We start from the raw sequence: 13,248 nt of genomic DNA on the forward strand, positions 1-13,248 counted from the left end.
AGAACCACCCTGGCAGCGAAGCTGCCGTGCGTGTTGGTTAGGGGGAGCGCATCAGAATCTTGCCTGATACCGCTCGCTCTCACTAGTCTACTCTTCATAAGAATCGTCAGGCAGGAGAATTTTGTATGTTCCTCGCCTACCGCGAAACGCCTGAGTGAAGAATTATTTTATGCGGAAGCGCACGCTATGGAATTGTTTTTCCTGCGCAGTCCCCTTTTCATCTTCATACCAGCCGGTAAGCTAGTAGTGTGAATGAATCAATGTGGATAATCCTGGCAGTTGTGCTGGGTGTATTAGTGATTGCTGGCGTCATTTTCGCCTTTACACGCGGTGCTAAAGCGCCGCGCGGCGGGTATCCGAGCACACGTGATGCTGATGATACGCAGGCGGAAGACACATCGGAAGAGACCGAGCAACCAGCCTCCCGTTACGATATTCCTGATCCTTCGGCGGGGCGTCTGGTGCGGCTGCGTGCCCGTTTGGCGCGGTCGAACAACATGCTGGGCAAGGGGCTTTTGGCTCTGCTCTCACGAGATCGCATCGATCAGGATGTCTGGGATGAGGTCGAAGAGACTCTGCTCATGGCTGATTTGGGTGCTGAGCCGACAACCCGTTTGGTGGAGGCGCTTCAGAAGCGGGTGCGTGTGGAGGGAACCGATAACCCTGCCGCCGTGAAGAAGATGCTTCATGAAGAGCTTCTTGAGATTATCGGTCCCACAATGGATCGTGAGTTAAAGACCGAGGGCACCGACGGTAATCCCGGCGTGGTGCTTGTGGTCGGCGTGAACGGCGTAGGGAAGACCACGACGGTCGGTAAGATCGCCCGTGTGATGGTTGCGGACGGAAATTCGCTTCTGCTGGGCGCGGCTGATACCTTCCGTGCTGCGGCTTCCGAACAGCTGACGACTTGGGGTGACCGCGTGGGCGTGAAGACCGTGCGCAGCGAAAAGGAAGGTGCTGATCCTGCCTCTGTTGCTTTCGACGCGGTGAAGACCGCTAAGGCTGAGGGTATCGGCACGGTGCTGGTCGATACCGCGGGTCGCCTACAGAATAAGGCTGGGTTGATGGATCAGCTCGGCAAGATCAAGCGCGTGATTGAGAAGGAAGCCCCCGTGACCGAGGTGCTTCTGGTGATTGACGCAACCACCGGGCAAAACGGTATGGTGCAGGCGAAGGTTTTCGGCGAAATCGTGGACGTGACCGGTATTGTGCTCACCAAGCTCGACGGCACCGCAAAGGGCGGCATCGTGGTGGCTATTCAGGAAGAATTGGGTGTTCCCGTCAAGCTCGTGGGACTCGGCGAAGGCCCGGACGATCTGGCCCCCTTCGACCCCGAAGGCTTCGTGGATGCGCTTCTCGATTAGCGGCTGAACCCTGCTCTTGTGCGTCGTGCATTTTAGCGGAGCATATCAATGAGGCGATATTTCCGGGAGCGTTTTCTTCATCTTAAATTGTTACCAGATGAAGAAAACGCTCCCGATTTGTGTATTCGCTTGCCAGAACACCCTATTCATGGGTTGCCAGGTGCTTGAGTTTTCCGTTCCACTGCGGCAGCTCATGTGTAAGAAACTCTGGTTTGAGCGGATAATCCGCCAGGGAATCGAGCGGCAGCCAGGCACAGGGGTAGCGATGCTCCTCTTCGCAGGTGGTTATCGGAACCGCTTCAGAATCAATCTCCACGAGGTAGTGAAATTCAATGCGGTGGTTTGGTATATCGTGCACTGTGAAAAGGTGCTCTCCTACGAACGCAAGCTTCCGAACCGTGCAGCCGATGCCTAGTTCTTCGCGTACTTCGCGACGCACCGCATCCGCGCTGTGCTCACCAACTTGTACAGCGCCGCCGGGCACAAAATATTTGCCGTCGTGACTGTAGGTCAAGAGCTTACCGGCGTGTATGATCAGTGCCGAAGCTCGCACACCGTACTGATATTCTGCAGCTGTCGTTCGAAAATCCATACCTTTATTATCTAACTGCGTATTGTATACAGTTTCGCCAAACGCTCATTGGAGGGTGTCATCGACAGTAGATCTTGGCACATCCTGTATCCTTGAAGATTGAGTAAGCATCTTAAAAATGGGCGACCATCTTGGGTTCAAGCTGGGTGCAGTCCGTTTCCTCGACGATAAGAAAGTGATCACGGCTCGTGTTCAATTCTCTCTCTGACCGTTTGACGGCAACCTTTAAAAACCTGCGTGGCAAGGGCCGCCTCTCTGAGGCAGACATTGACGCAACCGTCCGCGAAATTCGCCGCGCCCTGCTGGATGCGGATGTCGCCGTGCCTGTTGTCCGTGAATTCGCTGCACATATTAAGGAGCGCGCCCTCGGTGCTGAGGTCTCAGAGGCACTCAACCCTTCACAGCAGATCGTCAAGATTGTAAACGAAGAGCTTATTACCATTTTGGGTGGGCAGACTCGCCGCATTAACATGGCGAAGACCGGTCCCACCATTATTATGCTGGCTGGTCTGCAGGGGGCTGGTAAAACTACGCTGGCGGGTAAACTCGCGAAGTGGCTCAAGGGGCAGGGGCATACCCCCATCCTGGTGGCATCTGACTTGCAGCGCCCAAACGCGGTAACCCAGCTGAAGGTTGTGGGCGAGCGCGCGGGCGTACCCGTTTTCGCGCCCCACCCGGGCGTGACCAGTGAATTTGATACCCCTACTGGCGATCCTGTGCAGGTTGCACGAGATGGCGTTGCTGAAGCGCGTGCGAAGCTCCATGACGTGGTGATCGTTGATACTGCAGGCCGTTTGGGTGTGGATGCTGAACTCATGCAGCAGGCGCGTAATATCCGCGATGCTATTGAGCCTCAAGAAGTCCTGTTCGTAATCGACGCGATGATTGGTCAGGACGCCGTGAATACCGCAAATGCCTTCAACGAGGGTGTGGACTTTACCGGCGTAGTGCTCTCTAAACTTGATGGTGACGCCCGTGGTGGTGCGGCTCTTTCCGTTGCTTCGGTTACCGGCAAACCGATTATGTTCGCATCCACGGGTGAGAACGTGGATGATTTCGAGCAATTCCACCCCGACCGTATGGCCAGCCGCATTCTGGATATGGGCGATGTGCTCACCCTGATCGAGCAGGCAGAGGCCACGTGGGATAAGGCAGAAGCCGACCGCATGGCCAAGAAATTCATCGATCAGGAAGATTTCACCTTTGATGATTTCTTGGCGCAGATGCAGCAGATTCGCAAGCTGGGTTCCATGAAGAAACTTCTCATGATGATGCCCGGTGCCGCCCAGATGCGCCAGCAGCTAGAGTCTTTTGATGAACGCGAAATTGACCGCGTCGAAGCTATTGTACGTTCGATGACCCCGCATGAACGTGTGGCACCGAAGATCATTAACGGTTCACGCCGTGCGCGTATCGCGAAAGGTTCGGGCGTGACTGTTTCTGAGGTGAATCAGCTCATGGAGCGTTTTGCTCAGGCACAGAAGATGATGAAGAAGCTTGCCACCGGCAAGATGTCTGGTATGCCCGGCGGCATGCAGATGCCCGGTATGGCCGCGGCTGGCGGAAGTAACCGTAAAAAGAATAAGAAAAATAATAACAAGAAGAAGGCGGGTCGCTCAGGCAACCCCATGAAGCGTAAGCAGCAAGAGGCAGAGGCACTTGCCGCTCAGAAGGCACGCCAGGGTGCGGCTTTCGGGCAGCAGGCGCAGCAGCAAGAAGATCTTGATCTTTCGAAGATGAATCTGCCGAAGGGCTTTGAGAAGTTCCTACAGTAGAGGGACTGTGAAATGGTGTTCGCGGTGTTCTGGCGGCTTTATGAAAGAGCCGTCAAACATCGTGAACGTTGTTTGACAAGAATTTACCGGTGTATGAAGACGACTCACTCCGTATTCACACATCATGAAGACATACGCGTTACTCTGGTATAGAGGATTCGATAATACCGCGCCTATGACACACACCATCAGGTCACGTGCTGCAGGCTGAAAACCTGCATGAGAAAACGGATCCGATTGATAGGCGTGGAATGCAGATCTCTACAGTGTGCATCCGATGATTCGTAACGCCGTTTCTCACCGGCGATGCCCTAAATGCGAACTGCGCCTACAAATTAGCAGAAGGCTTTACGGTGTTAGTAGCGGGGCAGATGAGGCAAACGGCAGAACGCTATTAAGGGGAAGAATGCAGAACAACGAGCAACATCACCGAGAATCAGCGCAGGGCGGCGCTGAACAGAACGGTCGTGAGCGCCATGAAACTGCCGACCCTTGGACTTACACCAAGCCGGAGGCATCTGCCAGTCAAAATGGCCCCATCCCGGACTATTTATGGGTTCGCCTGTCTTTAGAGTATGGTGAAAACACCCCCGACATCGCCGGTTCTAAAGTGGTCTATTCCAGTGACTCTAGTGATGATGCTGATCCTGAAACTGCGGATGTTGCGAGCGCTATTATTGACCTGATCCGGCGGGCGAAACAACTTCATGAGGATAAAGAACACCGTATTGATCCGCGTGAAGTAGATGATGTTGCCGCCTCACTAGCCCATGATGATCTGACGGTTGAAGAACTTAACCAGATGTGGCAGGATACTCCGGCTCCCCAAGATCCGGATAGCTCCGAGGAAGGCGGAGAACATTATTCGGCTCCTCAGCATGACCATGCGGGTTCTCCCGAAGAAATCTTTGATGTGACTTTTTCTGACGTTGAGGATGAGAACCTGCACCGTCGCCGCATGTTAGCGCGCGCCGCCAGCGATCATGATGTGATTCAGGCTCTTATAGAGCTGACTCGAGAACGGCCCGAACTTATCGCCTATGAGATGGGCGAGCGTGAAGTTCAGATATATGTTTTGTGTTCGCTTAATCCCGCAGGTTACCTGAACGTTTTGCATGTGGCACACGGACAGATTCGCAAGGGTGAACCCTTGGAAGAATACGTTGAGTGGCTTCTTGAACGAATGCCAGTAACCGGTATTGCTCTTGAAGAAGAACCAGGGATGTGGGTACCGGTACCGCATGATGTTTACCAGATCGAATTTTTAGTTGATGGCGATGCTGCGGCGCTTCTAGATATTAACCTGGATGCACTCACCAGCATGCTCCTCACCCAGCCGGAACGCCAGATTGTCGCAGCCCCGGCAGGAACATGGACGATTATTAGCGGCGATCCGCATGACATTTTGGCTGTTATCGCCGAAGCAAAGTGTCATGCCTTGATTGCGGAGGGGAATGCGCATCAACAGCATCTCATCTTTATGGAGGCCCCTCAAGAGCTAGAGCAGAACGAGAACGCACCTGCCTGGATGTTGGGCGAGCCGGAGGAGAAGGACTCGACCATTCTGGAGTTCTTCTGGCAGTCTGTTCCGAAGACCCTCACACGAACTATGACTCGTGAACATTGCGATTCTTATGAGGGATCTTTAGAAGATATTCTGACGAGTCTGCCAGGTTTGCCGCCCGAGCCTTTTGGTCTGGACCAAGACGAGCTTACTCGCTCTATTGTTGAGCTTTCCCTGCTTTTCGGCGTTCCTTCTGGAACTTCTGCGGGAAGGCGCCTTGAAAGCTATCTGCGAGATACGAAGAACACTCTTGCTCTCGAATCGGTGCTTCAGCTATTGCACGTTCCCGTTGAGCTGGCAGCGGTACCGACGGAAGGGCTTGAGATCGGTGCTATTGGAACCGCTCGTGTATTTGGCGAAGACCCTGCTGAATTGCTGGCGGCACCTCATGACGAAAGTTCGTCTCAAGCAGACATGGATCCGGCACAGAGTGACGATAACTCACTGTCTGCGCATTACCAGTCCGATAAACTTCCCGATATAGAGGCTTTAAAACGTAGCTATCGTCTGGTAGCTACAAACCGCCGTGTGACTCTTGCGGAGTGGCTTGCTGCGTCTCAAAGCGGCGAGATTCCTTACGAATATACTCATGTGGGTACCACCAAACAACGTGATAATCAGCAGAAAGAGTCTTTGGTGAAAAAGCCTTCCTCAAGTCCGCGTGTGGATGCGTATAGTCCTAGCGGTGCATCAGGCAAAGCGGTCGTTGAGACGAACTCTTCAACGCATACAGTTCAGCCCGCACACTCGGAATCGCCTGGTGAGACTTCTGCTGGAAAAGATCCCAAAAATCGTTTGCTTACCCGTGTTTTTCGGGTGGACGGTACCGCGCAGTTGGGGCTGGCAACCGTGTTTTGGACTGTTGCGCGCCGCAAAAAAGCGCAGGGTAAGAGCGCCCCAATTTTGACAGCTCTGAGCACTGTTCTCGCAGCTGGCGGCACGAGTGAGATTCTCTTAGCGCCTCGTCTCGCTCGGCTTGCTGGCGAGAAACTTGATGAGCATCGCAGTAAAGAAGCTTCAGACGCTCCCGTAAACGCGGAGCTCGTGCGCCGGGGCGATAACCCGCAGGGCGCATCGTCGGAGGGGCTGCACCGGCGAACCTTGGTTGATGACCTGCGTGACGGCATCTACGTGGAAGCTCCGCGTAAGTCCCGCAAAGCCTGCTCGCAGGCCGCGAGTTCCACGTCAGATACTTCGTCCGCCACAGAGCTGGGGGAGAGGGTACGTCGTACCGTCCGTAAGTTCTTCTCTTAAAACCTTCAACGCTTGCAAGAACCATGCTTAAGTACAGACGAAAGCGGAATCTATGAAAGATACATATTTAAGCCATGAGGAACTGGTAGCTTTTATTGCAACACTTCCAACACGTCGACTTGCCGCCGGAGCGCTTATTCGCAATGAAGAAGGCGAACTACTTGTGGTGAAGCCGAACTACAAGGACGGCTGGATTCTTCCGGGCGGAACCGTCGAATCCGGCGAGGCACCGAAAACAGGATGTTTCCGTGAGGTTCAGGAGGAGCTGGGGCTTACCCTGACTCCGGGTCGTTTGGTGGCTATTTTCCATGGACTCGCATTAGGTGTCTGGGGTGATTCCACATATTACATGTACGATGCGGGCGTTATTCCGCGTGACACCCCCATTACTTTGCAGAATGATGAACTGGTGACCTATGAGTGGGTGGTCGGTGAAAACTTGGGCGATTATGCGCGCCCGGCGATGGTGAGGCGGCTGCAAGAAGCCTTGAAAGCCCTCGAAACCGGCGAAGTTCTTGAGATAAGCTCCGACGATTAACGCTATAACAGCGACATATGCCCGAAAACGCGAGGATCCGCTAGATTTAAATCGCCCTATTTGTTACCCTATCTGAGTACCCGACATTGCGTGACCCCTCTCTTCGCGCTTTGTTGTGTCCATAGAGACTTCGTGAACGGCCCGCCCCACGGGCGCTGAAGCGCGGTTTCGCACCAAGTATTGAAACAGGAGTAACCACTACAGTGGCTGTTAAAATTCGTCTCAAGCGTATGGGTAAGATCCGCGATCCTCGCTACCGTATTGTGATTGCGGATTCTCGCGTGAAGCGTGATGGTAAGACTATCGAAGAGATCGGTATCTACCACCCGACCGAGCAGCCCTCGCGTATCGAGATTAACTCTGAGCGTGCTCAGTACTGGCTGTCTGTTGGCGCACAGCCGACCGAACAGGTCTTGGCTCTGCTGAAGCTCTCAGGTGACTGGGCAACTTTCAAGGGCGAGAAGGCTGAGAACAGCATCAAGCCCGTTGAGCCTAAGGCTGAGTTCGTTGTCCCCCAGAAGGGTTCCGTTATTCTTCCTGAGGCTATCACCCCCAAGGCCGATAAGGCTGAGGAAGCAACCGAGGAGGCTCCTGCTGAAGCTGAAGCAGAGGCTGCCGAGGAAGCAGCTGAGTAATTATGTTGGCTGATGCACTCGAACACTTGGTTCGAGGGATTGTCGAGCATCCGGACGATGTGAAAGTGCGTTTGCGCCAGCAGCGCCATCGCGAGACGCTGGAGGTTCGGGTACATCCCGATGATTTGGGTCGAGTGATTGGTCGTTCGGGCCGAACCGCTAAGAGCATTCGCACCGTGATGGATGCGATTTCTGAGGGCGATCAGGTTCGGATCGATATTATCGACACCGACAGAAAACGTTAGCTGATATAGCATCAAGAGCGTTCCACCACCGAAAAGGTGTTGGAACGTTCTGCTTTAACCGTGAGAATTTTCATCAGGTAATTGCACAGCAGACAGGTACCTCCAAAGCTTGTGAGAGTCTGCGCTTTTTCGGACCTGCCGGTAGAATATTAGGTGTCTACAAGCCCCAGTTTTCCCAGAGGTTTACAACATGCAGGTTTTGGTTGCGCGCATCGGCAAACCGCACGGTATTCGCGGTGAAGTTACGGTTCAACTCTTCACAGATATCCCCGAGGAGCGCTTTGCCCCCGGAGAAGTTCTCGACTTGGAAAACTTCACCCCGAAAAGCCCTGTGGCTACTGTTGCACCAACGGGCAGGCTTAAAGTAGCGGGGCATCGTTGGAATAAAAAGATTCTGGTGGTGCGTTTTGAGGAAGTCACTACCCGCAACCAAGCGGAAGAGCTGCGGGGCAGCCGCCTGATGTTTGAAGTTCCCGAGGACGAAGATGATGAAGGCTTCTACGAACAGGAACTCGTGAACCTGCCCGTATATCTTCTGATGAAGGTTCCTGAGGGGGAGAACCCCGTCAATAATCCTAAAGCGGGGAAGCCTCTGGGGAAGGTTACCGGTCTGCAGACCATGCCCGCGCAGGATATACTGCTCGTTAAACTTGCTGCCGAGCACGGCGGTGACGAGATTATGATTCCCTTCGTCGAAGAAATCGTTCCAGAAGTTGTGACCACCGCTGAGGACGAACCCGGCTTCGTGCTTCTGACCCCGCCACCCGGTCTTATCAACGTGGCTGAAGCAGAATCTGCCGCATCGAACTCAGAAAATACGGGGGAGTAGCCTGTGCGCTACGACGTTATCACTATTTTTCCCGAGTACTTGACTCCGTTAGACCTCTCGCTGGTAGGGAAAGCCCGCGAAAACGGTTTGGTCGATCTGCGCGTGCATAATCTGCGTGACTATACCTTCGACCGCCACCACACGGTTGATGATACCCCCTATGGCGGTGGTGCCGGCATGGTCATGAAACCGGAACCTTGGGGGCTTGCGCTTGATGAAGTGCTCACGAATTCACCGCTGCAGGCAGGGGAAGAGCACCACGAAAATAATCGCGATGAGCCGGAAGAACAGCGAGAAAGAGCAGAGGAAAATTCGAGTCCTCAGAAACTCGTGCCTGCGCAGGATAATCGTCCTCTCCTGATTGTTCCTTCCCCAGCAGGCGCGGTTTTTAACCAGCAAATGGCTTATGAACTCGCTGAAGAACAGCATATTGCGTTTGCTCCCGCGCGCTATGAAGGTATTGACGAGCGTGTGCTCGACTGGGCACAAACCCGCTTCCGCGTGCTTCTCGTCTCGATGGGGGACTATGTGCTCTATGGCGGAGAGGTAGCGGTCATGGCGATGATCGAGGCTATTACTCGACTAATTCCTGGGGCATTGGGAAACCCAGAATCTCTTGCAGAAGAGTCGCACACCGGCGGGCTTTTGGAGTACCCGGTGTATACAAAACCGGCGCAGTGGCGCGACTACGAGGTTCCGCCTATCCTGCTGTCGGGCAATCACGGTGCTATTGCCAGGTGGCGGCGCGAGCAGCAGATTGAACGTACCATGAGTCGCCGCCCCGATCTTTTTGAGGCGTATCCTGAAGAAAATTGGGATAAGAAAGACCGGCGTTTTCTTGCCGAGCGCGGTGTGCATTTCCCCAAATCTCGCCAAGCAGACTAAACCGGAAGAGCTCTAACACGCAGCACCGTTGCATTCGTTGAAACCCCTTACAGTTAGGGGTTAAAACGTTCAAAGTCGAGAATATCGTAAACAACGGCGTGCCCCTGGATCCAATAAATCTTACTCGGAGCACCCGGATCTTCCGCAGGCTTATACCTACTGCCCAGAGCACGGGAGAGCGAGCCGCGCATCGACAATGATAACGGGCGGTGAGTACTCGTATGCTCGTAGCGGGCAAGATCTAGAGGTTCAGGGTCAGTAAATTCCTCTACCTGAGCGAGAGCAAGCATCCGATCTTCTAAACTACCGTGACGTTCCGCCGAAAAACCGGCATCCAACCAACTATCACGCAACTTGGAAGGCATCAGCTGAGGAACATCATCACGCTTCTCAAAACCGTGCGATTCGGGCGCCGGAATAACCGGCAGATCAGGCTCACGATAGATCATCAAAATTTCCAGCTCACCGCCTAGCTTACGGGCACGCAGAATTTCCTGGCGAATGTGCCGAACCGTTTTCTCAGGGCATGAAAAGCCCCACGGAACCGCAGGAATACCGAGAGCATGCGCCTTCTGAAACCTATCATAGGCGCGCAAGACCACCCCGCCGGTACGTCCATGCGCCATGTATGCATAGTTGTAATCAGCAGAAAGCTTCAGAAAAAGAACGGGATCGCTGGCAGGAATATACATGTGAGCCTGCAGTATCTAATGTTTTTCGGGAACCGGGCGCTCGCGGAATTCGATGGGGCGTTTTGCCTTGGGCAGGGCGTACATAATACGCAGGTAGGCATCTTCGATGAGCTCTTCAAGAAGCTGGCGTGTAACACCCTTGCCTGCGCCGACCGAAATCCAATGCCGTTTATTCATATGCCACCCTGGAATAATGCTTGGGTACATGCGCTGCAGAACCTCGGATTCTTCGGGGTCGGTCTTCAGATTCACGATCGGGTAGCCGATACCGTCCGTGTACATCGCAAAAATTTTGCCGCTAATGCGGTACACCGTATTACGTGGTCCGAAAGGCTGATCGGAGGTGGCCAACGGCATAGTAAGCGCAATCTGATCGACAACTTTATAGAGGTCTTCGGCGGTTATCTCATGAGAATTCGGTGTACCCATACCTTCGAGTCTAACGGCTGTTACACCGTAGTGAAAGGATTCAAAGTTTGGGAAAACCAAAACCAAACCACCGGGGCGGTTTACATCTGTAGAACGTCGAAAACCCAGAAGGAATATACCCGTAAAATCTGCGGCGAAAACCGCGTGCGCATCCAAAGAATCACGGTAGAATAGAACACTATGGCTGAATTTATTTACACGATGACCAAAGCCCGCAAAACCGTGGGCGATAAGGTCATTCTTAACGACGTTTCCATGTCGTTCTTCCCGGGCGCCAAGATTGGTATGGTTGGTCCCAACGGCGCCGGTAAGTCGACCATCCTGAAAATCATGGCTGGCTTGGATCAGCCCTCGAACGGCGAGGCACGCCTCTCGCCCGAATACAGCGTAGGTATTCTGCTTCAGGAACCGCCGCTGAACGAAGAGAAAACCGTGCTCGGCAACGTCGAAGAAGGCGTGGGCGAGATCAAGGCGAAGCTGGACCGTTTCAACGAAATTTCCGCGCTCATGGCTGAACCTGACGCCGATTTTGATGCCCTCATGGAAGAAATGGGTAAGCTGCAGGAAGCTATCGATGCCGCAAACGCCTGGGATCTAGACTCCCAGCTGGAACAAGCTATGGAGGCGCTGCGCTGCCCACCCGCCGACGCCCCCGTCACCCACCTCTCCGGCGGTGAGCGCCGCCGCGTGGCACTGTGCAAGCTCTTGCTGCAGAAACCAGACCTGCTTCTGCTCGACGAGCCCACCAACCACCTAGATGCTGAGTCGGTGCTGTGGCTTGAGCAGCATCTGCAGTCCTACGAAGGCGCGGTCATCGCGATTACTCACGACCGCTACTTCCTAGACCACGTTGCCGAATGGATCGCCGAGGTTGACCGTGGCAACCTCTACCCTTATGAAGGCAACTACTCCACCTACCTTGAGAAGAAGCGTGCCCGCCTTGAAGTTCAGGGCAAGAAGGACGCGAAACTCGCTAAACGCCTGAACGAAGAACTAGAGTGGGTGCGCTCAAACTCGAAGGGCCGTCAGGCGAAGTCGAAAGCACGTTTGGCACGTTATGAAGAGATGGCGGCCGAGGCTGAGAAGACCCGCAAACTCGATTTTGAAGAGATTCAGATTCCGCCGGGACCGCGCCTGGGCAACCTGGTGATTGAGGCCGAGAACCTGCAGAAGGGTTTTGACGGGCGCTCGCTCATTAACGGTCTGTCGTTCTCGCTGCCGCGGAACGGCATTGTGGGTGTGATTGGCCCGAACGGTGTGGGTAAATCGACCCTGTTCAAGACCATCGTCGGTTTGGAAGAGCTTGACGGCGGATCGCTCAAGGTCGGCGAAACCGTGAAGATTTCCTATGTTGACCAGAACCGCTCCAACATTGATCCCGAAAAGAGCCTCTGGGAGGTTGTCTCGGACGGTCTGGACTATATTCAGGTTGGCAATGTTGAGATGCCTTCGCGCGCCTATGTTTCGGCGTTCGGGTTCAAGGGACCTGACCAGCAGAAGAAAGCGGGTGTACTCTCTGGTGGTGAGCGTAACCGCCTGAATCTGGCGTTGACCCTCAAACAGGGCGGAAACCTGCTGCTGCTGGACGAGCCCACCAACGACCTTGATGTGGAAACCCTGGCGTCGCTTGAGAACGCTCTGCTGGAATTCCCCGGATGCGCCGTCGTCGTCTCCCACGACCGTTGGTTCCTCGACCGCGTGGCAACCCACATCCTCGCATGGGAAGGCACCGAAGAAAATCCGGATCAGTGGTACTGGTTCGAGGGTAACTTCGAGTCTTACGAGAAGAACAAGATCGAACGTCTGGGACCGGAAGCTGCGAAGCCGCACCGCGTGGTGCACCGCAAGCTTACTCGCTAGGTTAAGAAAGATAAATGCCCCGCTTGTCCGCTATTTCTGCCGGATGTGCGGGGTATTTTACTTTGGATTGTTTCGAGGAACGCGAGCACCTAGTACTTACCGAAAATCCTGGGTTTCGCTCGCGTGAATGAAACACCTTGTCAGAGTCGTTTTGTGTCTGAACGATTGCCTCCGATAGACTGAATAATATGAGCGCTTGTCCCTACGCTCGCGAAAGCGCCTGAGAGACCAGGAATTTACTGGATATTTTTTAGGTGCTGTCTCACCCATGAGAATGGGTGACTTTCATTGAGGGCAGCACAAAACACAGGTCTTAGCGGCTAAATGGGCAGGTCTCACCCATGAGAATGGGTGACTTTCATTGAGGGATTGAGGGTCAGAAAGGCTTACGGGACGCAATTCGCGGTCTCACCCATGAGAATGGGTGACTTTCATTGAGGGGAGCCATCCGAAAAACAGCTCATTAAATTAGCGCAGCAGGTCTCACCCATGAGAATGGGTGACTTTCATTGAGGGAGCGGTGACGGAGGCAGCAGAGTTAGCTGACACGTATGTCTCACCCATGAGAATGGGTGACTTTCATTGA

12 protein-coding genes and 1 CRISPR repeat array are annotated in these 13,248 nt (G+C 54.0%); of the genes, 9 read left to right on the top strand and 3 right to left on the bottom strand.

The window, feature by feature from the left end; genetic code table 11:
- Positions 1 to 248 precede the first annotated feature (248 nt).
- Positions 249 to 1,364 carry a signal recognition particle-docking protein FtsY gene (gene ftsY / locus HMPREF2554_RS05755; protein ID WP_004004877.1) on the top strand — a complete coding sequence of 372 codons (1,116 nt, stop codon included), beginning with the start codon at positions 249 to 251 and terminating at the stop codon, positions 1,362 to 1,364.
- Between the two features lie 142 nt (positions 1,365 to 1,506).
- Here the strand turns inward: ftsY and HMPREF2554_RS05760 are convergent, their stop codons facing one another.
- Entirely contained in the window at positions 1,507 to 1,956 is a 450-nt protein-coding gene (locus HMPREF2554_RS05760) for an NUDIX hydrolase (protein WP_013399234.1), read from the bottom strand.
- Between the two features lie 188 nt (positions 1,957 to 2,144).
- Here HMPREF2554_RS05760 and ffh point away from each other — a divergent pair, with 188 nt between their 5' ends.
- The 7 genes from ffh (at position 2,145) to trmD (ending at position 9,681) form a co-directional block, all read left to right on the top strand.
- Complete coding sequence (ffh, locus tag HMPREF2554_RS05765; protein WP_013399233.1) at positions 2,145 to 3,731, top strand: signal recognition particle protein; 1,587 nt, start codon at positions 2,145 to 2,147, stop codon at positions 3,729 to 3,731.
- A gap of 406 nt (positions 3,732 to 4,137) precedes the next feature.
- Positions 4,138 to 6,549, top strand: coding sequence for a hypothetical protein (locus HMPREF2554_RS05770; protein ID WP_070554357.1), 2,412 nt, complete (start codon positions 4,138 to 4,140; stop codon positions 6,547 to 6,549).
- A 52-nt stretch (positions 6,550 to 6,601) separates the two neighbouring features.
- A complete protein-coding gene (locus tag HMPREF2554_RS05775; protein WP_013399231.1) occupies positions 6,602 to 7,087 on the top strand; it encodes an NUDIX domain-containing protein in 486 nt (161 codons plus the stop codon).
- 203 nt (positions 7,088 to 7,290) lie between these two features.
- Positions 7,291 to 7,722 carry a 30S ribosomal protein S16 gene (gene rpsP, locus HMPREF2554_RS05780; RefSeq protein WP_013399230.1) on the top strand — a complete coding sequence of 144 codons (432 nt, stop codon included), beginning with the start codon at positions 7,291 to 7,293 and terminating at the stop codon, positions 7,720 to 7,722.
- A 2-nt stretch (positions 7,723 to 7,724) separates the two neighbouring features.
- Positions 7,725 to 7,967 carry an RNA-binding protein gene (locus HMPREF2554_RS05785; protein ID WP_004004867.1) on the top strand — a complete coding sequence of 81 codons (243 nt, stop codon included), beginning with the start codon at positions 7,725 to 7,727 and terminating at the stop codon, positions 7,965 to 7,967.
- 190 nt (positions 7,968 to 8,157) lie between these two features.
- Positions 8,158 to 8,796: a ribosome maturation factor RimM gene (gene rimM, locus HMPREF2554_RS05790; RefSeq protein ID WP_013399229.1), complete on the top strand. Its 639-nt coding sequence runs from the start codon at positions 8,158 to 8,160 to the stop codon at positions 8,794 to 8,796.
- 3 nt (positions 8,797 to 8,799) lie between these two features.
- On the top strand, positions 8,800 to 9,681 hold the full coding sequence (gene trmD, locus HMPREF2554_RS05795; protein ID WP_013399228.1) for a tRNA (guanosine(37)-N1)-methyltransferase TrmD: 882 nt from the start codon (positions 8,800 to 8,802) through the stop codon (positions 9,679 to 9,681).
- A 53-nt stretch (positions 9,682 to 9,734) separates the two neighbouring features.
- On the opposite strand, the gene HMPREF2554_RS05800 is transcribed toward trmD, so the two are convergent.
- Positions 9,735 to 10,373, bottom strand: a complete 639-nt coding sequence (locus HMPREF2554_RS05800) for a hypothetical protein (protein ID WP_041321806.1) — start codon at positions 10,371 to 10,373, stop codon at positions 9,735 to 9,737.
- Positions 10,374 to 10,388: 15 nt separating this feature from the next.
- Positions 10,389 to 10,802, bottom strand: coding sequence for an MmcQ/YjbR family DNA-binding protein (locus tag HMPREF2554_RS05805; RefSeq protein ID WP_041322143.1), 414 nt, complete (start codon positions 10,800 to 10,802; stop codon positions 10,389 to 10,391).
- A gap of 180 nt (positions 10,803 to 10,982) precedes the next feature.
- Between HMPREF2554_RS05805 and ettA the strand changes: the two genes are divergently transcribed.
- Positions 10,983 to 12,662: an energy-dependent translational throttle protein EttA gene (ettA, locus tag HMPREF2554_RS05810; RefSeq protein WP_013399225.1), complete on the top strand. Its 1,680-nt coding sequence runs from the start codon at positions 10,983 to 10,985 to the stop codon at positions 12,660 to 12,662.
- A gap of 259 nt (positions 12,663 to 12,921) precedes the next feature.
- A CRISPR array of direct repeats spans positions 12,922 to 13,247; the repeat unit is 32 nt; unit sequence GTCTCACCCATGAGAATGGGTGACTTTCATTG.
- The last annotated feature ends 1 nt before the right edge of the window (position 13,248 follow it).

It is taken from the genome of Rothia sp. HMSC071F11, from assembly GCF_001809115.1.
GTDB classification, from domain to species: domain Bacteria; phylum Actinomycetota; class Actinomycetes; order Actinomycetales; family Micrococcaceae; genus Rothia; species Rothia dentocariosa.